Below are 24,229 nucleotides of genomic sequence, written 5' to 3' on the forward strand. Positions count from 1 at the left end.
GACTTGTACGGCGCGAGTTTGCGCTAAGTCAAACTCGCCGCCGGTGGTCACGGGAGAGGCTGTTTGTTTTGATCTAAATGAGATACACTCTCATTTAGATGCTTGCTTTCAGGCGCGTTTTACCCACTTTCCGTAGGCTGTTCCATGCTCTTGTCTCAACTTCCCAACGGTGCGCACGCTGTCGTTCAGCGGGTGCTGCCGTCCAGCGCCGACGTCGGTGCGGCGACGCTGCGACGTCTGGGTGAACTGGGTTTTATCGCCGGTGAGCCGGTGCAGGTGTTGCGCCGTGGCCCGGGCGGGCGCGAACCGCTGGCGGTGCAGGTCGGCGAGACGCTCTTTGCCCTGCGCCTGCTTGAAGCCCAATGCATTGAAGTGCAGGCGATTGATGTCTGCGTTAACTGAGGTTCTTATGTCCCAATCTCTTGGCGTCGAGCCGACACTCCCGATCCGCTGCATCGCGCTGGTGGGCAACCCCAATTGCGGCAAAACGGCGCTCTTTAACCTGCTCACCGGGGCGCGCCAAAAGGTGGCCAATTACGCGGGTGTCACGGTCGAGCGCAAGGTTGGTCTGGTCCATTTGCACAACGGCCAAACGGTGTCGGTGGTGGATTTGCCGGGGGCCTACAGCTTGAGCGCCGCCACGCCGGACGAGCAGGTGACGCTGGAGGTGATCGAGGGCCGCCGCGCTGGCGAAGATACGCCCGATGCGATTGTGGCCGTGGTGGATGCCACCAACCTGCGCATGAACTTGCGCCTGGTGCTGGAGCTCAAGCGGCTGGGGCGGCCGCTGCTGGTGGCCGTCAACATGGCGGATGTGGCGCGCGCCCAAGGGCTCAAGATTGACCTGGCACGTCTGGCGATCGAGTTGGGGCTCCCGGTGGTGGAAACCGTGGCCATCAAACACAACGGCCACGCCCAACTGCTGGCCCAACTGGAACAACACCTGGCGCAGCCCTGGCCCAGCGCGCCCGCCAGCGCGGCCTCCGCCAGTTCGACCGACTTGCAGCGCGAAGTGCGCCGCATCCTGGCCTTGGTGGCACCGCTTGCTCCGACCCTGGGGCGGTTCCAGTACCGGCTCGATGCCGTCGTCATGCACCCGGTATGGGGGCTGGTGGTGCTGGCGGCGGTGTTGTTCCTGATTTTTCAGGCTGTTTTTTCCTGGGCCAATTGGCCGATGGACGCGATCAAGGGCGCGATGGCCGCCGTGGGCGACTGGATTCTGGCGCATATGGCGAGCGGACCCTTGCGCAGCCTGCTGGTGGACGGTGTGGTGGCCGGCGTCGGCGGTGTGCTGGTGTTCATGCCGCAGATCCTGATTCTGTTCTTCTTCATCCTGCTGCTCGAGGACTCGGGCTACCTGCCGCGCGCGGCCTTTTTGCTCGACAACCTGATGGGCAAAGTGGGCTTGTCCGGGCGCGCCTTTATTCCGCTCTTGTCCAGCTTTGCCTGTGCCATTCCCGGCATCATGGCCACGCGCACCATTGCCAACTGGAAAGACCGCCTGGCCACCATCATGGTGGCGCCACTGATGACCTGCTCAGCCCGCTTGCCGGTCTATGCCTTGCTGATTGGCGCTTTTGTGCCGGAGCGCCGCCTCGGCGGGCTCAGTTTGCGCGGCCTGACCTTGTTTGGCCTGTACGTGGCCGGGGTCGTCTCGGCCATGGGCGTGGCCTGGGTCTTCAAGCGGGTCTGGATGAAAGACGGCTATCAGCCGCTGATGCTGGAATTGCCGCCGTACCGCCGGCCCAGCGTGCGCAATCTGGCGCAGGGCCTGTGGGAGCGCGCCCACATTTTCTTGCGCCGGGTCGGCGGCATCATCTTTGCGCTGATGGTGGTGCTGTGGTTTCTGTCCACCTATCCGGCGCCACCAGCCGGCTGGGATGCAGCCCAGGGCCCGGCCATCCAGTACAGCTTTGCCGGCATGATGGGCCATGCGCTGCAGTGGGTTTTTGCGCCGATTGGCTTTAATTGGCAGATCTCGATTGCGCTGGTGCCCGGCATGGCCGCGCGTGAAGTGGTGGTGGGCGCCTTGGGGACCGTGTATGCCCTGTCGGGGGCCGACGCCTCGGTGGCCGATGCCTTGTCGCCTGTCATTGCGCAGGGCTGGTCCCTGGCCACCGCCTACGCGCTGCTGGCCTGGTTTGTGTTTGCGCCGCAGTGCCTGTCCACGCTGGCGGTGGTGCGGCGTGAGACCAACTCCTGGCGTTATCCCTTGTTCATGACGGTGTATCTGTTTGTGCTGGCCTATGCGGCGGCGTTTGCGACTTATCGCATCACTTTGTGGTTGGGGGGCTAGATGATGGGGCTGCAATCCTTGCTGGTGTTGTTGCTGGTCGCTGGCAGTTTTGTCTATGCGGCCTGGGCTTTGATGCCGCAACTGGTGCGCCGCGGCTTGGCGCAGGGCTTGTTGCGCTGGCCCTTGCCGCGCTCAATCGCCGGCTACCTGCGGCAGGCGGCACGGGCGCCCGCCGGTTGTAACTGCAGCGGCTGTGACCGAGCGCCAGCCAAGGTCAAGCAGGGCAACAGGCCTGGCCCGACAGACGGATTGCTGGCCAAGCCCCTGATCTTTCATCCCCGCAAGCGGGACTAACCTCGGGCGCCGATCGGCCCACTCGCACCGGTGTTACCGGTCGGTCATCCCTATGTGGTCCGGAAGGTGCCAACGGCCGTGACCAGTCGAGCCGACTCCTGGCGCATGGATGAGGTAGCCGCGGCGGCTTGTTCAACCAGCGCGGCGTTTTGATGTGTGACGGTGTCCAATTCAGCCAGCATGCTGGCAATGGCCTTGATGTCGTCGTTCTGGTTATCGCTGGCACTGGCAATGCCGTCGATCAGCCCAAACAGCTTTTGAACATCGGTCACCACTTGTTGAATCGCAGCGCCCGTGTTGATGACCAGCGCACCACCCGCCTCCACACGTTCGCTGGACGCCATGATGAGGCTATTGATTTCGGCCGCTGCTGTGGCGCTGCGCTGCGCCAGGACGCGCACTTCGGCAGCCACCACGGCGAAGCCCCTGCCCTGCTCTCCGGCACGTGCCGCCTCGACAGCGGCATTCAAAGCCAGGATGTTGGTCTGGAACGCAATGCTGTCGATCACGCCGGTGATGTCGTGTACTTTCTTCGACGACTCGGTGATGGCCTGCATGACCCCAACCATTTGGTTGACCAGCTTGCCTCCCAGCTCCGCACGTCCCTTCGACTGCGCCGCCAGGTCGGCAGCAGCGCGCGCGCCACGGGTATTGGCCTCGACCGCGTCTGCCAGGCGCGAGGTATCCGCCGAGGTCTTTTGCAAATGGATTGCCTGACGCTCAGTGCGACCGGACAAGTCCTGGTTGCCGGCGGCAATTTCGCCCAAGGCGGTATCGATTTCCCCCACTGCCGCGTTGACTGAAGCGATCGTGCTGCGCAAGGTGGTCACGGTGTCGGACATCGCCCTTGCGGTCATGGCGATCTCGTCGTTGCCGCGGACGCTGGGGTGCTCACTCAAGTCTCCCTCCTTCAGTCGGGAGGCGGCATCGCGGATTGCATTGACCGGCAGCAGGATGGAGCGTCGCACGGACCAGGTGGCAAACCCTGCCAGCAGCAGGCATCCAACAACAACCGCGGCGCCCAAGCCCATGGCCCGATGAAAAATCGTCACCGTGTCATTGGCGACCGTGTTCATGATCTCCATTTGGCCACTGCGCAAGCCGGCGATCTGGCTGGCGACCTCGGCAAAGGGGGCGTCGCTTGAGATCATCATCATGGCACCGACCGACGGATCGGATACGGCCAAGTCCAGCACAGGTCCGATTGCATTGGTGAAACTCTTCACCGATGCCTGCAGTTGCTGCGTTTGCGCGATTTGCGCGCTGGACAAACCGGCTCGTTGGCCCATCGCCTGCGCCGCTGCCACCACTTTGGGTAGACTTGTGGCTATTTTTTTGCTCAGCTGTCCGGTCTGTTGGGCGGAATAGTTGGCCGAACTCCAGGCGATCAACTGATAGCTATCGGCGTGGATTTCCCGGATTTGTTCCTCCAGTTCGATATAGGCGAACAGGTTGGGGTTGCTGACGTGAACCAAATCAGCCACAGCGCTCTGCTGCCGTCCCATGGCAAAGAAGCCACCACCGGCCACCAGGAGCATCAGCAGCAAGGTCAGTCCGGGAGCCAGCCACAACTTGGCGCCTAGGCTGAGGCCGCTTAAAAGACGATTCATGTCGGTCTTCCCCATTTTTAGATCAAGGGACCTGCGGCATCAGCCAATGCCGACACGATGTGTGGACGCAGGCAGCGCACGCCGGCCGGGGGCTTTGGCGTACGCTTTCCTCCTTCAAATCGCAGCAAGGGCCTGACGGTCTGCCCGCATGCGCATCAGCGGGGGCACTACGATCATCGCTGCGGCGACGATCCACAGCCCCTTGCAAATCGGACTTTCAATCAGGATGCCGAGCTCACCGTTGGTGATCGACAAGGCCCGGCGCAGGTTTTGTTCCATCATGTCGCCCAGCACAAAGCCCAGAATCAGCGGCGCCATTGGCACGCCCTGCTTGCGCAGCAGGTAACCCGCCACACCAAAAGTGGACATCAGCATCAAGTCAAAGGTGGTGGCATGCACCGAGAACACACCAACGGCGCTGATGGCCAAAATGCCCGGCACCAGCACCCAATTGGGCAAGCGCAGCACGCGGGTGAATACGCCGACCATCGGGATGTTGATGCACAACAGCATCACGTTGGCAATGAACATCGAGGCGATCAAGCCCCACACCAGCGTCGGGTTCTGCGAGAACAGCGCCGGCCCGGGCGTGATGTTGTACAAGGAGAGCGCGCCCACCATCACGGCGGTGGTGCCCGAGCCCGGCACGCCCAGCGTCAGCATCGGAACGAACGAGCCCGCGGCCGAGGCGTTGTTGGCGGCCTCGGGGGCCGCTACGCCGCGGATGTCGCCCTGCCCAAAATGGCCGTCGGCGCCGGTCATGCGTTTTTCCATCGAATACGCCATGGCACTGGCGATCGTCGCGCCGGCCCCCGGCAACACACCGACGATGAAACCCAGCACGCTGGAGCGCACCGTGCCCCACCAGGTCAGCGCCATCTCCTTCAGGTTGAACAGCGCGCGGCCGGTCTCCTTGATGATGCCTTCGTTGCTGTGGTGTTGCTCCAGCATCAGCAGGATCTCGCTGATCGAGAACACGCCGATCACCACCACGATGAACTGGATGCCGTCGGACAAATGCAGGTTGTCGCCCGTGAACCGGTACACGCCGGAGTTCGAGTCCAGTCCGATGGTGGACAGCGACAGGCCAATCACTGCCGCCAATACCGCCTTCATGGGCGCGTCGCCCATCAGCCCGGTGATGCAGGCAAAGGCAAAACACATCAGGGCAAAATATTCGGCCGGCCCGAACGCCAGCGCCCAGCGCGCCAGCAGGGGCGCGAACAGCACGATGCCAATGGTGGCGAACAAGGAGCCAATGAACGAACTCCAGGCCGAGATCGACAGCGCCACGCCACCCATGCCCTTCCTGGCCATGGGGTAGCCGTCCAGCGCGGTCATGATCGCACCCGCATCGCCCGGCACATTGAGCAGGATCGACGAAATGCGACCGCCGTATTCACAGCCCATATAGACCGCCGCCAACAGGATCAGCGCCGTCTCGGGCGGCAATTTGAGCGCGAAGGCAATAGGCATCAAAATAGCCACGCCGTTGATGGGGCCCAGACCCGGCAGCATGCCGACGATGGTGCCGATGAAAGCCCCCAGTGCTGCGATCAGCAGGTTGGTGGGGGTCATGGCCACGCTAAAGCCGGTCAAAAGGTATTGCAACGTGTCCATCAGCGCCCCCCAAGAATGAACGACAACACGCCGGTCGGCAGAACGACATCAAGCACCTTGTCGAACAGCAGGAACAGCACCAGCCCCAGGCCGGCGCCGCCGGCCAGCGACTGCTTCCAGCCACCACCAAAAGCCATGCCGACGGGCAGTGCCATGACGGTGGTGGCAAGCGTAAAACCCAGAAGCTCGAACAGCCCGGCGTAGATGAACACGGCCACCACAGCAAAACTGATCGGCTTGAGATGATCGCGGGCGAGTCCAAAGCCGTGGGGCCCCGGACGCACCACCAGCCAGGCCCCGGCGCCGGCCATCATGCCGGCCATCAGCAGCGGAAAGGCGCGCGGGCCCACCGGTTCGTACGAAATAGGGGCGGCATAGCCGTGGGCGGCCCAGGCCATGCCAGCACCCACGATCACACACACCGCGCCCAAGATGCGGTCGCTCATTGTCTTGTCTCCTTGAAGGTTGGCAACCGGGCGACGCGCCCGGTCACGCGGGGCCAATTACTTGGCGACGTTGAGGCCGAAGTCGGCCGCCAGGGTGCGGTAGAAGGCTACGCGTTGTTTGACGTAGGTCGTCAACTCGGCGCCGGTCATCGCGAACTTGAACAGCCCGCGCTCGGCGCGCAACTTGTTGAACTCGGGTGTGGCCATCATCTTGTTGAAGGTGTCGACCCAGACCTTGTAGTCAGCATCACTGACCTTGGGGCCGACGTAGTAGCCGCGGATGATGGGCCACTCGACATCCATGCCCTGCTCCTTGGCCGTGGGCACGCCTGACAAGCTGCCTTCCAGGCGCTTGTCGGACATCACCGCCAGCACCCGAATCTTGGCGCCCGCCTTGATTTGCTCCTCAGCCTCGGAAGCATCGCCCGAATAGACCTGCACATGGCCGCCTTGCAGCGCCGTGATTGCCTCGCCACCGCCTTCAAAAGCGACAAAGCGCATCGACTTGGGGTCCAGGCCAGCCGCACGTGCGGTCAATGCAGCCTTCATCCAGTCCTGGCTGCCGACCGAGCCGCCGGCACCAAAGACCACTTTGGTGGGGTCGGCCTTGATCGCGGCGACCAAGTCCTTGAGCGTTTTGAACGGTGAATTTTCAGCGACGATGACGGCGCCGAAGTCACTGCCCACGGCAGACACCCAGCGCACATCATTCTCGTTGTAACGGCCGAACTTGCCCTGCGCAATGTTCAACAGCGAACCGCCCGAGTAGGCGACCAGGGTGTTGGCCTCGGCCGGGCGCTGCGCGATGATGGTGTTGTAGGCCACCGCGCCGATGCCGCCTGGCATATAGGAAATGCGCATTGGGTCAGCAATGTACTTGCCCTGCATCAAGGCCTGCTGCACCAGTTTGCAGGTGAGGTCAAAACCGCCGCCCGGCTTGGCCGCTGCGATGCACTCGGTTTTGTCGAGCGGCCCGGCGGCGGCAACCGCAGCGACGCCGGCCAGAATCAGTGAAAGGAGGGGTGATTTCAATTTCATGGTATCTCCAATAGTTTTCGGGTTACACCTCCTGACATGGATGACCCATAACGAGGAGTGAGTGAACTTTAGCGAGAGCGGGCTTTCAGCGTGCTTTCATCAGAACCGCAAAACCATCGGGGAAAACCCTTGCTTTACCCGGCGGCAGCCAAGAGGGGTACAACGATCGATACGGCGAAACCCTGGCCATTGGCCCCACTGCCCAAGCGCAATTCACCCCCATGACGCTCGGCAATGGAGCGCACGATCGCCAAACCGAGACCGGTACCCGGCTGGGACGCGTTGCTGCCACGGAAAAAACGATCACCGGCACGGGCGCGCTCTTCCACGGGCATGCCAGGGCCGTTGTCGACGACGGTGATCACACCCTTGCCTGCGCTGTGTGTCAACTGGACGGTGACTTGTCCTCCACGCGGCGTGTAGCGAATCGCGTTGTGCAGCAAATTGGACATGGCTTCTTTCAGCAACGCAGCTTCCCCCAGCACGCGAAGCGGCTCGGAATCGGGCTCAAATCCCAGATCAATGCCATGTTCGCGCGCTTCCATCCACCATTCGCGCGTCGTCTTCTCCACGAGCTCGGAAGCATCCAGTATTTCTGGCCTGAGCCCGGCGCTGTCAAATCGCGCCAGTGCCAGCATCTGATTGGTCTGTCGCACCGTTTCTTCAAGCTGTGCCTTGATGGCGATCAGCGCCTCGTGTTGGTGCGCTGGATTGGCCTCACGCAAGGCAAATCCAACTTGCGTGGTCAGTGTGGCAAGCGGCGTTCTCAATTGGTGGGATGCGTCATCCACAAAACGCTGGCGCGCCTGCGTTTGTTGGCGGCTTCGTTCGACATGGTGATTGATCGCCTCAACCAGCGGCAGCACATCAGCCGGGATGCCAATCGGCACAATGGGCGTCAAGTCGAGTGCCGATCGCGCCTCGACCTCATTGCGCAGTCGCGTCAAGGGCCGTAGCGCCCAGCCGATGGCGAGCGTCATCAGGCCGATGGCCACTGCCAGCAGCAGCAGATCGCGCGCGACCGCCTCCAGCACCAGCGCGCGGGTAAAGGCCTGGCGCGACTCCAGCGTTTCTGCGATCTGAATGACCACGCGCTGCCCTGCGGTCTGCCCGGCCAGCGGGGGGTCGAGCACGCGGGAATACGAGCCGACGCGCACCGGTTCGTCGAAGTAGCTGGCATCAAGGAACTGAGGCCGTCCGGTCACCAGCACACGCGGTGGCGGCGGCAAGTGGGCATTGCCAATCTCCACCAGACCGTCTTCGGTGGCGACCCGGTAGTAGACACGCCCACTGGCGGTCAACTCGAAAAACTCAAGCATGCGATAGGGCAGCTCAACGCCGAGGCCGCCGCTGACGGTGGAGATGTTGGCATCCACCGCCTTGATCGCGCCCAGGAGTGAGCGGTCGTAGGCGGCGTTGGCGGCGCCAACGGCGGTGCGCCAGGTCTGCCACACCTCGGCGCCGCCCACCAGCAGCAGCCCAGGAACAAGAACCAGCAGCAAGGTCCGCCTCAGGCTCAGGGCGCGCAGGACGTTCAGCTTCACAGGCTGCATTCCAGAACATAGCCCAGGCCGCGCAGCGTCGTGATGTGAACCGGGCTGTTGGCAAGTCGCTTGCGCAAGCGATGCACCAGGACTTCAATCGCTTCGGGGTGCACGTCCCGCTCGTCGGAGAACACCCGGTCCAGGATGTCCTGCTTGGACAATGGCTCGCCGCTGTGTTGAATCAGTGCCCGCAGCGCGGCATGCTCGCGCGGCGTTAGCGCCAAGGGCTCGTGATCCAGCGTGAACTGCTTGGTGGCCGCATCAAAGGCGAGTGGCCCGCAGGCAAAGCGCGGATGCTCGCTGCCGCGGGCGCGGCGGATGAGGGCGATGAGACGCGCTTCCAGCTCCGCCAGTTCAAACGGCTTGGCCAAAAAATCGTCCGCGCCCTCGCGCAAGGTTGTCACACGCTCGGCCAGGGAATCGCGCGCCGTCAAAATCAGGACGGGCAATCGATGGTCGGCTTCGCGCAAGTCAGCCAACACATCATGGCCACCCAGGCCGGGCAGACCGAGGTCAAGTATCAGCGCGTCGTAGCGCGTGCCTTTGAGGGCGCTGCGAACTAGCCGTCCGTCGTCGATCCAGTCGACCTGGAAATCAACCTGCTGCAGCGCACGAACCAGCCAGTTGGCAAGCTCGCTTTCGTCTTCAGCCAGAAGGATTCGCACGGGTTAATCTCGGAAAAATAGAAGTTCAATTGAACTCATCGGTCGATGCGTGATTGTGCGGCAACAAATTTCGACACACGCGGACCCAAGACCAGAACCATCAAAAACCGTGCGAGTTGCATCGCCATCACGAAGCCGGCGTCGACGGCGCTGGTCGCGGCGATGATCGCCACTGAATCGGCGCCGCCGGGACTGCTGGCCAGATAGGCCGTCAGCGGGTCATGACCGGCCAATTGGTTCAGGCCCACGGCAATGACGACACCCACACCCATCAGCACCAATATCGACCCCAGCACCGCGGGCAAGGCGCGCAAGGCGTGCCGCAGGATGGTTCGCGTGAAGCGCAGACCGATGCTCCAGCCGACCACGGCGTAGGAGACGGCCAGCAGCGCGGGTGGTAATTCAATGACCAGGATGCCCAAGGCCTGCAAGGCCGCCCCCAAAACCAGCGGGACCACCATGGCCCCGCCCGGAATACGCAGCCGGCGCGCCATGCTTGAAACGCCAAATGCGAGCAACAGTGTCCATCCCAGATCGCCTGCATTGACCACCGCAAACCAATGAACTTCAGTGGCCATTGGCGCTGCGTGGGAGGTCCATAAATGCGCGACAAGCGCGGCCACCGCCGTCACCACCGCCACACGCAAATACTGCATGAAGGCGACCAGCCGCACATCGGCCCCATACGCCTCTGCCATCACCACCATGGCCGAGGCCGCACCCGGGGCCAAGCCCCATACCGCCGTCGTTCCCGGGAAGACCTGGCGGCGCATCAAGAGCCAACCCAGCCCGGCACTGGCGGCGATCATCGACACCGTGGCGCCCAGAAAGATGGGCCAGTCACTGGCCACCTTGGCCAGCGTGGATGGCTGCAGGCTTTTGGCCATCAGGCAGCCAATCACCCCTTGCGCCAGCGCAAACAGGGGAATGGGGATGCCGAGCCGAATCTCCTGGGACGACAGCACAATGCCCGCCAGCATGCAGCCCAGTAGAACCCCCGCCGGTAAGTGCAGTGCGGTCAGCGCCCAGCCAAAGACCGCGCTGATCAAAAGAAGGACGCTCCACCAAAGGGCAGTCATCGCGCGAAAAGGGCTGGCAAACATCGGTGCCTAATGTGCCATATATTTGAATTGCGCCTATTGGCGGTCAAGGTATCGCAAAATAGACGCAACATTCTTTTGCGATCATCACGCCATGACCCCTGCCGCCCCGCCGTCAACCGCCGCCGTCCTTGTTGTTTGCCTGTGCGCCGAGTGGTGTGGCGTGTGTCGCGACTATCGTCAGCGCTTCGCCCAGGTGCAGACGCAATTTCCGGGGGTGCGGTTTCTGTGGATCGATGTCGAAGACGAGGCCGACCTGCTGGACCCTCTGGACGTGGAAGACTTTCCGACCCTGCTGCTGGCCGTGGGCGACAAGCCGCATTTTTTTGGGCCCCTGACGCCGCAGACGGACACACTGGCGCGCCTGGTCCGATCGTTGATCGAAAACACCAGCACGCCCGCCTTGGCCGATCCGTCGTTGACAGCGCTGGTGGCCAGGATACGTGCCGCCCACCCCTTTTTGTAGTTCCCTCTCATCAACCCCCGGAGAAAAATCATGAGCACTCGAAACAGCTTCAAACAACTGCTGGCGATCGGACTGCTGGCACTGGCCAGCGCGCTGCCCGGTCAGGCGGCAGAAGTCGGCGGCGTCAAAATTGACGATGCGGTCACGGTCGAGGGCCAGCCGCTCAAGCTCAACGGCGCGGGCGTGCGCACCAAGTTCGTTTTCAAGGTTTATGCCATGGGGCTGTACCTGACGGACCACAAGACAACACCAGGCGACATTCAGACGCTGGCCGGCCCGAAGCGCGTCACGATTGTCATGCTGCGCGAGGTCGCCAGCGACGAATTGGCCAAAACCTTTGTTGCGGGTTTGAACAACAATTCGAACGCGGCAGAAAAAGCTAAAGTCAGCGATCAAACGCAGAAGTTTGAAAAAATGTTCACCACCGTCCCGGTGGTCAAGAAGGGCGACGTGATCACGCTCGACTGGCTGCCCGCTACCGGCACGGTGAGCCAGTTGAACGGCAAACCCTTGGGCGAGGCCTTGCCGGATGCCGCGTTCTACAACGCCGTCTTGCGAATCTGGCTGGGCGAGAAGCCGGTTGACGACGCACTCAAGTCCGCGCTGCTGGGCGCCAAGTAAGGCCTGGCAGGCGCTGGGTTGGTGAGCGCCAACCCAGCCTGTCAATTGCTATCATATTAATAGCTGCTTAGGCATATTTCACGGGGGCTAGAGCCCGATTTTATATATAAATCCTCAGCGCTTGCGATTCAAGAGCGCATACAGAAAGATCGCGCCAAAGGTGGCGGTGCCGATGCCACCGAGGGCAAAGCCACCAAACTTGAGCGTGAAGTCGCCGGTGCCCAGAATCAGCGTGATGGCGGCGACCAGCAGGTTTTTGTTGTCGGCAAAGTCCACCTTGTTTTGCACCCAGATACGGGCGCCGGCCACGGCAATCAGGCCAAACACCACAATACTCACGCCGCCCATCACGGGCAGTGGAATGGCCGCGATGATCGCGCCGAACTTGGGGCTAAAGCCCAGCACCACCGCCAGCAGAGCCGCCACCAGAAACAGCGCGGTGGAGTAGATTTTGGTGGCGGCCATGACGCCGATGTTTTCGGCATAGGTGGTCACACCGGTGCCGCCGGCGCTGGCACTGACCATGGTGGCGATGCCGTCGCCGATGAAGGCGCGGCCCATGTAAGGGTCCATGTTCTTGCCGGTCATGGCGGACACGGCCTTGAGGTGGCCCAGGTTCTCGGCCACCAGAATAATGGCCACCGGGACGATCATCAACATCGCCTTGGGCTCGAACACGGGGGCAGCAAAGCCCGGCGCTCCCAGCCAGGCCGCGTTCAGCAGGGTCGACACATCGAGCGCCTTGCCCAGGCCCAGCCCGTTGGTCAACACGGCGTACACCGCGGTGGCCACGATCAGGCCGACCAGAATCAGCAAACGCTGCACCATGCCGCGCGTGAACACGGCCACCAGTGCCACGCAGACAAAGGTGACGGCCTGCATCCAGCTGTCAAAGTTGCTGGCTGCCATGTTCTTGATCGGCACGCTGGCCAGGTTCAGCCCGATGACGGCCACCACGGCGCCGGTGACCACCGGCGGCATCAGCTTTTCAATCCAGTTCGTGCCCACCACCTGCACCAGCAGGCCGATGGCGGTGTAGGCGGCGCCGCAGGCAATGATGCCGCCCAATGCCACGCCGATATTCGGATTGAGCCCCTTGCCCGCATAGCCGGTGGCGGCAATGACCACGCCAATAAAGGCAAAACTGGAGCCCAGGTAACTGGGCACTTTGCCGCCGGTGACAACAAAGAAGATCAGCGTGCCAATGCCGCTCATCAAAATGGCCAGATTGGGGTCAAAGCCCATCAGGATCGGGGCCAGCACGGTGGCGCCGAACATGGCGATCACGTGTTGCATGCCCATGACGGCGGTTTGCGGCCACGGCAGCCGCTCATCGGGGGCAATGACGCCGCCCTGCTGCAAAACGCTGGCGCTTTTGACGGTCCAGTTCAATATTGACATGGTGTTTTCAATTCAAAAAGTGGGTGGATGCGAGACACCTCAACCTACAGCGACGTCCGGTTCAGGTCGGACCGAATCTTAACGTCGCAGGGAAGCGGACTTGCGCTGACGCAGTCGTCCCCTCATGCCAGCCTGCAGCCAACCGGGTTAACGGTTGGATCGACTGGATGGATTGAATTGATTGAATTGATTCAGGGTCCAAGCACCGCCGCTGCCGGGGTGTCTGGACCAAGACCGGGCCCGCATGGCGCGGGCGGGTCAAAAAAAAGCCAGCGGCAGGTTTTTCAAGCTGCCGCTGGCTGGCGCTGTGGCCGGATGGTTACTTGGTCACTTCGTGACCGATCACGCCACCCACCGCCGCGCCGGCCGCGGTGCCCAAAACGCCGCCGCCGGAGGCGCTACCGGCAACGCCGCCAATGACGGCACCGGTGGCGGTGCCCTTTTCCTGGCGCGTCATGCCGGAACAACCGCTGAGAACGACAAGCGCTGCTGCCAGCACGCCGACTGAATATTTCTGGATGGTTTTCATGGTGTTTCCTTCATGTTGAAAAACTGGTTTAAAGGGAATCAGCACCCGTTTGGATGCAACCTCATGGCTTGCTTGAGCGCGCCGTTGCATCCTTGACGCAATTGCCCTTGGCATCACCTGCCAAGGCATCACATTTTTCTTTCGCGACGGCATGGGTCGCCGCGTTCTTCTCTCTGGCGGCATCAATGCGCGCGCCAGCGCTAATTGCATCGGCCTTGTTCTGGGCCGCTACGGCTTTCCCGTCGGCCACAATTTGTGCCTTGTTCGTCTTCTCAAAGGCGGCATCGTGTGCCACGGCGGTCTTCATGTGGACCTTGGCATTGGCCTTGGCCGTCACGGCCTTCGCCTTGGTCTCCTTGACACAAACATCCTTGACATGGCCGGCCAGGTCATCGCATTTCTCCCGGGCCAGCACGTAGTCGGCGTCGGCGCGGGCCAGGCGCACCTTGTAACTGGCCGCCTCTGAGGGTGCAAATCTGGCGTTGAGTTCCGCCGTCGCGACTTTCTCTTTGCCACTGGCCTCAGCCAGGCACAGGTCCTTGGCATTGGCGGAGAAAGAGTCGCAGGCGGCCCTGGCCAGCTTGAGCTCCGCGCTCACACCCGTCCTGGCGGTTTCGTACTGGACTTTTGTCATGCCTTGCGCCATGGCGCCGACACTGAAAGCCAGACCGATCGCCAAGACGACCGCATGGGCAACTGGTGTTTTCAAAGCTTGCCTCCCGCCTCAATCAATAGCGGCGCGCGACGCCGTTGTCGATCCGCACGCGATCCCCGACGCGAATATCGTTGATGCTGGTTTGCGTCACGGTCTGGTAGGAACCATCACGCATGCGGATGGTGAATTTGTAGGCGTCGGCCTGCGGCTGGTTGCGTTTTTCAATTTCGTGGCCGGCATAGGCGCCGCCGGCCGCGCCGAGTACGGTCGCCGCGGTGTTGCCCTGGCCGCCACCCACCTGGTGGCCGAGGATGCCGCCCACAACGCCGCCCACAATGGCGCCCCCGATGCCGGTGTTGCCCTGGCGGACCAGGTCAATCGATTGCACCACGCCATAACCGGTGTAGGCACCACCGCCAGAGTTGGACTGCGGGTAAGCCGTCCCGCTGTCGTAGGAATTGGGGGGGTTCATGTTTTGGCAACCGCCGAGCGCCAGCAGCGCTGCCAGCGCGAGAACTGATCCGGCTTTATTCATGGTTTTCATAAAAATCTCCTTGGACGTGACTGTTGAACGGGTTTACTTTTTGACACTCATTTCATTGCTGACATGGCTCACGCCGGCAATGCTGCTGACCACCGAGATGGCGCGATCAATCTGGCTCTGGTTGTTGACAAAGCCACTGAGTTGAACGTCACCTTGACGCGTGATGACGCCAATATCGAGGCTCTTGATGCTCTCGTCGGCCAGCAAAGCGGCCTTGGCCTTGGCCGTGATCAAGGTGTCATCTACCTTGCCGCCGATTGTCGGCGCCGCGCTTTGCAGGCTCACATTATTCTGGACGCTCTTGACGCCGGTGACCGCGCCCGCGACCGTGACGGCGATGTCGATTTGTGTCTGTTTGTCAACAAAGCCGCTCAGTTGAACCTCACCCTTGCGGGTTTCGACCTTGAAGTCAAAGCCTCTGAGGTCCGGGTCGGCCAGCAGCGCCGCCTTGACGCTGGCGGTCACGATGCTGTCATCAATCACGGTGCCGACCGTCGTGCTCGGCGCTGGCGCGCCTGGTGCCGATGCGCCGGTCGCTTCCGGCGCTTTGCTGCAGCCGACAGACAGCGCCGTCAAGACCGCCAGCGCGGTGCCCAAAGCCAATAATTCAAATCTGGTTCGCATGTGAAAAGTCTCCGTAAATAGAGGCTGGCCGGCGGGGTGAATTTCAGCTTTGTCGACCCGCTGACCATGAGCTCAAGTTCTCCGAATTGTTGCCACTTCGCCGGCGGCGATCTGTGCGTCTGCGCACATACGAGGCATTTCTTTTTGTTTAGCCTGCACTCGTTCCTGGTGCCTCAGGCACGGGTATCCGCTACCATGAAGCTGGCGCAGTGCATCAACTGGTCTTTCCACATTTTTAGGAGATAGAACCCCATGAACCCCACCAAAATGATAGGCATCATCCTGATCGCCGCCGGTTGCCTCGGCCTGGCCTTTGGCGGCTTCACTTACACCAAGGAAACGACGGGTATGAAGCTGGGCCCGCTGGAACTCAAGGTGCAAGAAAAGCAAACCGTCAACGTGCCCTTGATCGTCAGTGCCGGCGGCATTATTCTGGGCGTTTTCCTGTTGGTGGTCGGCCGCAAGTAACGCAAGCGGCGGCTTGTCGGTCCGGGTGGCGGCACTGCCGCACGTCTTTTTCTCCCCGCTTCCAGCACGGGCTGGCGCCGTCGGGGTGTGACCGGGGAATGCCGTCAAAGTTGATCCGTGCGACGCGGGTATCAAAGCCACTGACGCCCAGCTTGTCGAGTTGCAGTCTGAGCAGCCAGCCAGAGGGGCCACATCTTGCAAGTCGGCACGCTGCGGCGGCCAGCCCGGTTTTTTTGAGCGTCAATGACGCGGCAAATCGTTTTGTGAGTTAAGGTCATGATCACCATGACCGAACCCACCATCATCTGCCCCAACTGCAGAACAGAAATCAAACTGACCGAGTCGCTGGCAGCGCCGCTGCTGGCCGCCACCCGCCAGCAATTCGAAGCGCAACTGGCCCACAAAGACCGCGACATCGCCCAGCGCGAAAGCGCCATGCGCGAAAAAGAAAAAGCGCTGACGGATGCGAAACGTGATCTGGACGAGCAGGTGGCCGACCAGGTCGCCAGCCAGCTCAAAACCGAACGCGCCCGTGTCGCCGCAGAAGAGGCGAAAAAGGCCAGGGCGGCAGCGGCCAACGAGCTGGAAGCCAAAGCCCGTGAACTGGCAGAACTGCGAGGCGTGCTCACGGTGCAAGACGCCAAGCTGGCTGAGGCCCAGCAGGCGCAAGCCGAGGTCATCAAGCAGCAACGCGAACTCGACGACGCCAAGCGCGAGCTCGACCTGACCATTGAAAAGCGCGTGCAGACCAGCTTGAGCGAAGTGCGCACCCTGGCCAAACGTGAAGCCGAAGACGGCATGAAGCTGCGCGTGGCCGAAAAAGACCAGACCATCGCCTCCATGCAGCAAAAGATTGAAGAACTCAAGCAAAAAGCCGAGCAGGGCTCGCAGCAACTGCAAGGTGAAGTGCAAGAGCTGGAGCTGGAAAACCTGCTGCGTGCCAAATTTCCGTTTGACCTGATTGAGCCCGTGCCCAAGGGCGAGTTTGGCGGCGACGCCCTGCACCGCGTCAACAGCCAGAGCGGCGTTCTCTGCGGCAGCATCCTGTGGGAGTCCAAACGCACCCGCAACTGGAGCGACGGCTGGCTGCCCAAGTTGCGTGAAGACCAGCGCTGCGCAAAAGCCGAAGTCTGCGTGCTGGTCAGCCAGGTGTTGCCCAAAGGCGTGGAAACGTTTGATTTGGTGGACGGCGTCTGGATCACGTCCCCGCGCGTGGCGATACCCGTGGCCATCATGCTGCGCCAGGCCTTGCTGCAAATCAGCCAGACCCGCGCCCTGTCGGACGGCCTGCAAACCAAGACCGAGATGGTTTACCAGTACCTCACCGGTCCGCGCTTCAGGCAGCGCGTGGAAGCGATTGTGGAAGCCTTCTCATCCATGCAGGACGACCTGGACAAAGAGCGCAAAGTCATCATGAAGCAATGGGCCAAGCGCCAGGAGCAGATCGAGCGCGTGATGGGCGCCACGGTGGGCATGTATGGGGACTTGCAGGGGATTGCGGGGAAATCGCTGCAGGAGATTGAGGGGCTGGAGTTGTCGGCGCTGGAAATGAAGATATAAAAAACGAGGACGGACACGGCGTTTTTGCTTCTAGCCCCCGTGTATATTGCGTTACAAGCTATTAATTTAATAGTTTGTAAGGAGCCGCAGCGGCCTTGCTCGGCCTGTTTAGCCCAACAGCCCGTCGCCGCCATGCGCTTAAGGGTTTCTTCTTGTTTACGCCTTGGGCGTCTACACCGTGGTGCAGCCAGTTGGCTTGCGATGGATGTTGATGCGCCCCGTGGTGCAGTCTTCCATCAAGCCACACCGTGTGGTTGCAGGGCGCCTTAGAGCCTCATAATCCAAGCAAAAATCAGAAAATAGTTACCTTGTCCACCCCTCTCACCCCCTACCAGTCCCAATACATAGCGTGGCTTCTGTCGCGCCGCATGGGCGCAGACTCGGCCGACCTACTGGCCTCCACACTGGTAGACGCCCAGGTGGATCTGAACCCGCACCAGGTCGAAGCGGCACTGTTCGCCTTTCAAAGCCCTCTGTCCAAGGGCGTCATCCTGGCAGACGAGGTGGGGCTGGGTAAAACCATCGAAGCCGGTTTGGTCATTGCCCAGCGCTGGGCCGAGCGCAAGCGACGCATTCTCATCATCACCCCAGCCAACTTGCGCAAGCAATGGCACCAGGAGCTGCAAGACAAGTTCAGCCTGCAAGCGCTGATCCTGGAGGCCAAAAGCTACAAAGAGTTGGTCAAAGGTGGCAACAAGCAACCTTTTGAGCAAGCCAGCCGCGTGCTTATCTGCTCTTACCAATTTGCCAAATTCAAGGCCGACGACCTGCGCCGCGTTCCCTGGGACTTGGTGGTGATGGACGAAGCCCACCGCCTGCGCAATGTCTACAAACCCAGCAACGTCATTGGCAAAGCCCTGAAAGACGCGCTGGCTCATGCCTTTAAGGTGCTGCTCACCGCCACGCCCCTGCAAAACTCGCTGCTGGAGTTGTACGGCTTGGTCAGCCTGGTGGACGAACGCGTGTTTGGCGACCTGCCCAGCTTTAGAGACCAATTTGGCGCGCTGGGCAACCCCGACACCGTGGCCAAATTGCGCGCCCGCATGCAACCCGTGTGCATGCGCACCCTGCGCCGCCAGGTGCAACCCTACATTTCGTACACCCGGCGTATCCCCATGGTGGAGCAGTTCACCCCGTCGCAAGACGAACAGGTGCTGCGCGAGATGGTGGCCGACTACCTGCGTCGCCCGGCGCTTAACGCGCTGCCTGCCGGGCAGCGGCAACTCATCTCACTGGTGCTGTGGAAACTGCTGGCCTCCAGCAGCTACGCCATTGGTGGCGCACTGGGCACGATGGCGCAGCGCCTGCAAGACAAGCTGGGCGCGGAGTCCAGCGACAAGTCAGCTGACGAACTTACCGACACGCTGGACAAAGACTATGAATCTTTGTCCGAGACCGAAGACGAGTGGTCAGAGCAAGACGGCGAGGCACCCGCCGCGCCCCTGGCTAGCGTGGCCGACGAGATTGCCGAGCTGCGCGAGTTTCAGCGCCTGGCCACCACCATCCGCGACAACGCCAAAGGCCAGGCCCTGCTCATCGCGCTGGGCAAAGCCTTTGCTGAGCTGGAGAAGCTGGGGGCCAACAAAAAGGCACTCATCTTCACCGAATCCCGTCGCACGCAAGACTACTTGCTTGGGCTGCTGGAACAAAGTTCCTATGCGGGACAAACCGTCCTGTTCAATGGCACCAATACCAGCGAACAGGCCACCCACGTTTACCACGCCTGGCTCACGCGCCACGCAGGCACCGACCGCATCACCGGCTCTCGCACGGCGGACACCCGGGCCGCGCTGGTTGAGCACTTTAAGGATTCGGCCCAGATCATGATTGCCACCGAGGCCGGTGCCGAAGGTATCAACCTGCAGTTTTGCTCGCTGGTCATCAATTACGACCTGCCCTGGAACCCCCAGCGCATTGAGCAGCGCATTGGTCGCTGCCACCGCTATGGCCAGAAGCACGACGTGGTGGTGGTCAACTTCATTGACCACAGCAACCCGGCTGACAAGCGCGTGTATGAGCTGCTGGCGCAAAAATTCCAGTTGTTTGAAGGTGTATTTGGCGCCAGCGACGAAGTGCTGGGCACCATTGGCAGCGGTGTGGATTTCGAGCGCCGCATTGCCGAAATCTACCAAACCTGCCGCAACCCGCAGGAGATAGAAACGTCATTCCAGCAACTGCAACTGGACCTGTCTGGCGAAATCAACGCCGCCATGCTCAAAACGCGGCAACTGCTGCTGGAGAACTTTGACGAAGCGGTGCAAGACAAGCTCAAAACTCGCCAGACCGAGAGCAAAAGCGCCCGCAGCCGCTATGAGCGCCTGCTGATGGACCTGACCCAGGCCGAGCTGCACGGCTACGCCGAGTTTGATAGGGACGGCTTTACCCTGGCGCAAACTCCACCTAGCGTTCAACCATCTGATGCCCCACCCGGCCGCTACGAGCTACCCCGACGCAGTGGCGAGGCCCACCTGTATCGCACCGGCCACCCGCTGGCGCAAGCCTTGATCGACCAAGCCAAAGACCGCCAGCTGGCACTGGCCAAAGTGCGCTTTAGTTATGACGGCTATGGTGCCAAGGTGTCAACCCTTCAAGCACTGCGCGGCCAAAGTGGCTGGCTGGCTTTGAGCGTGCTGTCGGTAGAAGCGCTGGGCGTGGTGGAAGACTACCTGCTGCTGGCAGGCACCACCCATGCAGGTGAAGCACTGCATGAAGAAGACGCAGAAAAGCTGTTGCGCCTGCCAGCGCAGGTGTTGGAAGACGATTTGTTCATGACCTCACCCAGCGGGCTGGACGACGAAATTGTGCGACTAGAGAAACAGCACATTGAAGCCGTCAACACCCGCAACCTGGGCTACTTTGATGGCGAGGTCCAAAAGCTAGACGCCTGGGCCGACGACCTGAAGGTGGGCCTCGAAAACGAAGTGAAAGAGCTGGACCGCGAAATCAAAGACGTGCGCCGCACCGCCACCGTGGCCGCCACGCTGGAAGAAAAGCTGCACTGGCAAAAGCGCCAGCGCGAGCTGGAAGATAAACGCAATCAGTTGCGCCGCAAGATATTTGACCGGCAGGATGAGATTGATGGACAGCGAAATAAGTTGATCGAGGATTTGGAATCCCGATTGGCTCGAGAAATTGCGACAAAAAAAGTATTCACAATGAAATGGGAGTTGAACTGATGGCTGCATTGAGTCCGGAGTATCAAGAATTGTTAAAGCGGGAGCTGACTGCCCAATACGTGTCACATCTACCAGCACTACTTCCAAACACGAACACCCCACAACAACAAACGGACAAGCAAACGAATCGTTCGCTAAGTGCCTTTGCCCTGCATGCAATGCTGGGCCTCTCTGCAAGAGCAGCTGCACGAGCAGTAGTAGACGACTTTCACGACAACGGAATTGACGCGATTTATTACGACTCAAAGACTGAGACCCTTCATCTTGTCCAGTCAAAATTGAAAGCGGGTGAGGAATTCAAGCAAGATGAAGCGCAAGCCTTTTGCACCGGAATACGGCTCTTGATTCGACAAGAATTCGCCACCTTTAACCAGAACGTGCAGTGCCGCCAAGTTGAAATTGAAACTGCCCTGGCGAATGCGGAGTCGATTCAACTCTCCATTGTCTATACCGGATCGAGGGTGTCCGACGCTGCGAAGGCTGCCATGAAGCAACTTGTGGAGGATGACTCTCATGGTGAAGGGGAGCGTTTGTTACCGACAGTTCAATACTATGGCCCCGATGAGATTGCGGCCGAATTGTTGTTGCGGCAGAGCTATAAGCCAGTAATTGCCGACATCATCCTTAGCCACGATGTGAAAATTGAAGAACCCAGGGTGACTTGGTACGGCATGGTGAACGTCAGCGACTTGGTCGCGCTGCACAACAAAGAAGGTAAAGCGCTTTACGAAAAGAACGTTCGATACTTTCTTGGTTCAAGCAAATCAGACGTGAACAAAGGTATTCAGGCCACATTGTCAAACGACCCGACAGCCTTTTTCTATTTGAACAATGGCGTCACCGCCCTGTGCAATGACATTGCGGCGAAAGAGCGAAAAGCAAATCGACGCCGCCTCAAAGTACGCGGCCTGTCAATCATCAATGGCGCGCAAACAGTTGCATCTGCAGCCGAGGTGATGAATCAGCCAAATCCACCTGATATCAGCCAGGCACGCGTCATGCTCACACTGATTCAAGCGAATACTGACGGCACCTTTGGACCACGTGTGACCCGCGCACGCAACAGCCAGAACCCTGTGTCTGTGGCCAACTTTGCTTCGCAGGATCCGATCCAAGAACGATTGCGCCAAGAGCTTGGGGGCCTGGGCATCGCTTACCACTTTCGCCTCGAAGCGACGGCAGCACCCGGAGCAGCAAGTATCTTGCTGGAAGAGGCTGTATGCGCTTTGTCTTGGTTAGCAGTAGATGCACGATATCCCGTCTGGTTAAAGACTGGCAAAGGGGATGTCTACAACACGGACTCTGATGCCTATAAAACCCTATTCATCGAATCATTGTCGGGCGTCCATTTGGCAAATGCCGTCTATTTTTCCAGGGCTATCCAGTACTTGGTCAAACAAGCGGACAGAAGTAGTTCCGGGCTAGAAAGACTTGTTTATCGTCATGGCATTCATGCGATTGGCTGGAGTTACTTAAAGCGCTTGCGCAATCGTATATTTGTACCTGTCCCTGTTGACCCAGGTGGTGTGGGGGCGATTGTTAGCCATTCCTTCGATGCACATCGTCAAGTTGCAGTTGATTCATTCTCCCATCTTGGCAAAGGGCCGCTCGGGTTCTTCAAGAGCCAATCAGATACGACGCCTTACCTGTTGAGAGTGACCGAATCTGCTTATGGATTGCAGAATCATTTGGCCTTACCTGCATTGATGTTGCCGCAGGGCCAAGAAGCCTTTCCACGAGAGCGTCTTCTTCGTTTTCTTTCTCAAAATGCGGCACAAGTTTAGGATATGCGGATGCCTCAAAAACTAGAACTCACCTGGATTGGCAAAGACCAGCGCCCACGCTTGGAGCCGCGCATCTTGCTGGAAGACCCCAAGCGCAGTTACCACGCGAAGCAGCGGGTGACGGATAACGACTTGTTTGACAACCGGCTGATCAAAGGCGACAACCTGCTTGCGCTGAAAGCGCTGGAGACGGAGTTTGCAGGCAAAGTGAAGTGTGTGTTCATTGACCCGCCGTACAACACCGGCAGCGCGTTCACGCATTACGACGACGGGCTGGAGCATTCGATTTGGCTGGGGCTGATGCGGGATCGGCTGGAAATTATTCGCCGCCTGCTGGCAGACGATGGCTCACTGTGGATCACGATTGATGACAACGAGGCGCATTACCTCAAGGTATTGTGTGATGAGATTTTTGGACGCCGGAATTTTGTAGCGTCTATTGCGTGGGAAAAGGATCAAGCACGACATAACGATGCAGTGATTTCGGGAGCCCATGATCAAGTGCTTTTGTATGCAAAGGAAATGGCTATTTGGAAACGAATTCGTAATTTGCTTCCACGAGAAGAAAGTGGCAACGGACGCTACAAGAATCCAGACGACGATCCACGCGGACCATGGCTTCAAGGGGCTTGTAGTACGGCGAAAAGTGGATCTGAGAAGAATAGGTTTCCTGTGATGCTCCCGTCGGGGAGACCTATTCAGCCGCCGCCAGGAAACTATTGGAGATATGCTGAAGAGACTTTGAGGCAAGCCCAGCTAGACAATCGGGTGTACTACGGCAAGAACGGAGACAGACTACCAATCATTAAGAGTTATCTTTCTGAAGTGCAGGACGGATTTGTTCCCAAGACGCTTTGGCTCGCCTCTGAAGTCGGGTCGAATCAATCGGCGAAGAGAGATCATCTGCGTAAGTTGTTGACAGGTGTCGAACCATTTTCGACGCCGAAGCCCGAGGGCTTGGTTCACCGAGCCTTGCAAATTTCCACCAACCCCGGCGACGTCGTCCTCGATTCCTTCGCCGGTTCCGGTACCACCGGCGCCGTCGCTCACAAGATGGGCCGCCGCTGGATCATGGTGGAGCTGGGCGAGCATTGCCATACGCACATCGTGCCACGTTTGCAAAAGGTCGTCAACGGGCAAGACCCCGGTGGCGTCACCCAGGCCACCGGCTGGCAGGGCGGTGGCGGTTTTCGTTACTACGAGCTGGCGCCCACGTTGCTGGCCACCGACCGTTGGGGCAACCTGGTCATCAACCCCGAGTACGACGCGGCCATGCTCTCTGCCGCCATGTGCAAGCTGGAAGGCTTCACCTATGCGCCGTCCGAGCTGCTGTGGTGGCAGCAGGGGCGCAGCAGCGAGAATGACTTTATCTATGTGACCACGCAAACGCTGGGGCCTGAGCAACTGGAGGCGCTGAGCCACGAGGTCGGCGCGGACCCGAATGACCCGCGCAGCCTGCTGGTGTGCTGCGGCGCTTACCGGGGCGTCACTGCCGCGCAGGCTGCCCAGCGCTGGCCCAACCTCACCCTCAAGAAGATCCCCAAGATGGTGAAAGACCGCTGCGAATGGGGCCATGACGACTACAGCCTGAACGTGGCCAACCTGCCGATGGCGCAGCAGAAGGTGGCAGACACCCCGGCGCAGGTTGATTTGTTTGGTGAGGATGCGGCATGACGGTCAAGCCCATTGGCGCCAATGAGGTGATCTGTGCAATTTCCGACGCAGCGAGTCGGAAATCGGATGGCACAGCCAGCGTACTGCCAATACTCCACGCATTAAGTGGAGCAT

22 protein-coding genes are annotated in these 24,229 nt (G+C 60.3%); 10 read left to right on the plus strand and 12 right to left on the minus strand.

All coding sequences use genetic code 11. From position 1 onward, the window contains the following. The first annotated feature begins 144 nt into the window (after positions 1-144). From WA157_RS17020 to WA157_RS17030, 3 genes are read left to right on the plus strand one after another with little or no spacing between them, the layout of a single operon-like run. The gene (locus tag WA157_RS17020) at positions 145-402 is read left to right on the plus strand and encodes a FeoA family protein (RefSeq protein WP_422622092.1); all 258 of its coding nucleotides are present in this window, start codon (positions 145-147) and stop codon (positions 400-402) included. 7 nt (positions 403-409) lie between these two features. Then, positions 410-2,296, plus strand: a complete 1,887-nt coding sequence (gene feoB, locus WA157_RS17025; protein ID WP_422622093.1) for a ferrous iron transporter B — start codon at positions 410-412, stop codon at positions 2,294-2,296. Beyond that, a complete protein-coding gene (locus WA157_RS17030; protein WP_422622094.1) occupies positions 2,297-2,590 on the plus strand; it encodes a hypothetical protein in 294 nt (97 codons plus the stop codon). 50 nt (positions 2,591-2,640) lie between these two features. Here WA157_RS17030 and WA157_RS17035 read toward each other — a convergent pair whose 3' ends face one another. From WA157_RS17035 to WA157_RS17065, 7 genes are all read right to left on the minus strand, one after another. Then, positions 2,641-4,200, minus strand: coding sequence for a methyl-accepting chemotaxis protein (locus WA157_RS17035; protein WP_422622095.1), 1,560 nt, complete (start codon positions 4,198-4,200; stop codon positions 2,641-2,643). 114 nt (positions 4,201-4,314) lie between these two features. Then, entirely contained in the window at positions 4,315-5,820 is a 1,506-nt protein-coding gene (locus WA157_RS17040; protein WP_422622096.1) for a tripartite tricarboxylate transporter permease, read from the minus strand. After that, a complete protein-coding gene (locus WA157_RS17045; protein WP_422622097.1) occupies positions 5,820-6,266 on the minus strand; it encodes a tripartite tricarboxylate transporter TctB family protein in 447 nt (148 codons plus the stop codon). Before WA157_RS17045 ends, WA157_RS17040 begins: the two co-directional genes overlap by 1 nt. A gap of 57 nt (positions 6,267-6,323) precedes the next feature. Further along, positions 6,324-7,304 carry a Bug family tripartite tricarboxylate transporter substrate binding protein gene (locus tag WA157_RS17050; RefSeq protein ID WP_422622098.1) on the minus strand — a complete coding sequence of 327 codons (981 nt, stop codon included), beginning with the start codon at positions 7,302-7,304 and terminating at the stop codon, positions 6,324-6,326. 134 nt (positions 7,305-7,438) lie between these two features. Further along, entirely contained in the window at positions 7,439-8,848 is a 1,410-nt protein-coding gene (locus tag WA157_RS17055; RefSeq protein WP_422622099.1) for a sensor histidine kinase, read from the minus strand. Continuing rightward, complete coding sequence (locus WA157_RS17060) at positions 8,845-9,513, minus strand: response regulator (protein WP_422622100.1); 669 nt, start codon at positions 9,511-9,513, stop codon at positions 8,845-8,847. Before WA157_RS17060 ends, WA157_RS17055 begins: the two co-directional genes overlap by 4 nt. Before the next feature lie 35 nt (positions 9,514-9,548). Next, on the minus strand, positions 9,549-10,562 hold the full coding sequence (locus tag WA157_RS17065; RefSeq protein WP_422622101.1) for an AbrB family transcriptional regulator: 1,014 nt from the start codon (positions 10,560-10,562) through the stop codon (positions 9,549-9,551). 145 nt (positions 10,563-10,707) lie between these two features. Here WA157_RS17065 and WA157_RS17070 point away from each other — a divergent pair, with 145 nt between their 5' ends. Together WA157_RS17070 and WA157_RS17075 are read left to right on the plus strand one after the other, a co-directional pair. Next, positions 10,708-11,079 carry a thioredoxin family protein gene (locus WA157_RS17070; protein WP_422622102.1) on the plus strand — a complete coding sequence of 124 codons (372 nt, stop codon included), beginning with the start codon at positions 10,708-10,710 and terminating at the stop codon, positions 11,077-11,079. Between the two features lie 30 nt (positions 11,080-11,109). Then, the gene (locus tag WA157_RS17075; protein WP_422622103.1) at positions 11,110-11,700 is read left to right on the plus strand and encodes a chalcone isomerase family protein; all 591 of its coding nucleotides are present in this window, start codon (positions 11,110-11,112) and stop codon (positions 11,698-11,700) included. A gap of 114 nt (positions 11,701-11,814) precedes the next feature. Here the strand turns inward: WA157_RS17075 and WA157_RS17080 are convergent, their stop codons facing one another. The 5 genes from WA157_RS17080 to WA157_RS17100 all read right to left on the minus strand — a co-directional run bounded on the left by WA157_RS17080 (position 11,815) and on the right by WA157_RS17100 (position 15,453). Then, a complete protein-coding gene (locus WA157_RS17080) occupies positions 11,815-13,101 on the minus strand; it encodes a solute carrier family 23 protein (protein ID WP_422622104.1) in 1,287 nt (428 codons plus the stop codon). Positions 13,102-13,420: 319 nt separating this feature from the next. Beyond that, positions 13,421-13,630, minus strand: coding sequence for a glycine zipper 2TM domain-containing protein (locus WA157_RS17085; RefSeq protein ID WP_422622105.1), 210 nt, complete (start codon positions 13,628-13,630; stop codon positions 13,421-13,423). A gap of 61 nt (positions 13,631-13,691) precedes the next feature. Then, positions 13,692-14,339 carry a hypothetical protein gene (locus tag WA157_RS17090; RefSeq protein WP_422622106.1) on the minus strand — a complete coding sequence of 216 codons (648 nt, stop codon included), beginning with the start codon at positions 14,337-14,339 and terminating at the stop codon, positions 13,692-13,694. A gap of 19 nt (positions 14,340-14,358) precedes the next feature. Further along, positions 14,359-14,829 (minus strand): glycine zipper 2TM domain-containing protein, encoded by a 471-nt coding sequence (locus WA157_RS17095; protein ID WP_422622107.1) that lies wholly within the window; start codon positions 14,827-14,829, stop codon positions 14,359-14,361. Positions 14,830-14,862: 33 nt separating this feature from the next. Continuing rightward, positions 14,863-15,453, minus strand: coding sequence for a BON domain-containing protein (locus WA157_RS17100; RefSeq protein ID WP_422622108.1), 591 nt, complete (start codon positions 15,451-15,453; stop codon positions 14,863-14,865). Positions 15,454-15,705: 252 nt separating this feature from the next. Here WA157_RS17100 and WA157_RS17105 point away from each other — a divergent pair, with 252 nt between their 5' ends. The 5 genes from WA157_RS17105 to WA157_RS17125 all read left to right on the plus strand — a co-directional run bounded on the left by WA157_RS17105 (position 15,706) and on the right by WA157_RS17125 (position 24,115). Beyond that, positions 15,706-15,921: a hypothetical protein gene (locus tag WA157_RS17105; RefSeq protein ID WP_422622109.1), complete on the plus strand. Its 216-nt coding sequence runs from the start codon at positions 15,706-15,708 to the stop codon at positions 15,919-15,921. A gap of 285 nt (positions 15,922-16,206) precedes the next feature. Continuing rightward, positions 16,207-17,481, plus strand: coding sequence for a DUF2130 domain-containing protein (locus WA157_RS17110; protein ID WP_422622110.1), 1,275 nt, complete (start codon positions 16,207-16,209; stop codon positions 17,479-17,481). Positions 17,482-17,789: 308 nt separating this feature from the next. After that, positions 17,790-20,657, plus strand: a complete 2,868-nt coding sequence (locus WA157_RS17115) for an SNF2-related protein (protein WP_422622111.1) — start codon at positions 17,790-17,792, stop codon at positions 20,655-20,657. Further along, positions 20,657-22,441: an AIPR family protein gene (locus tag WA157_RS17120; protein WP_422622112.1), complete on the plus strand. Its 1,785-nt coding sequence runs from the start codon at positions 20,657-20,659 to the stop codon at positions 22,439-22,441. Before WA157_RS17115 ends, WA157_RS17120 begins: the two co-directional genes overlap by 1 nt. A 9-nt stretch (positions 22,442-22,450) precedes the next feature. Then, positions 22,451-24,115, plus strand: coding sequence for a site-specific DNA-methyltransferase (locus WA157_RS17125; protein ID WP_422622113.1), 1,665 nt, complete (start codon positions 22,451-22,453; stop codon positions 24,113-24,115). Positions 24,116-24,229: the final 114 nt, after the last annotated feature.

The organism is Rhodoferax ferrireducens, assembly GCF_049302455.1.
GTDB lineage: Bacteria > Pseudomonadota > Gammaproteobacteria > Burkholderiales > Burkholderiaceae_C > Rhodoferax > Rhodoferax ferrireducens_B.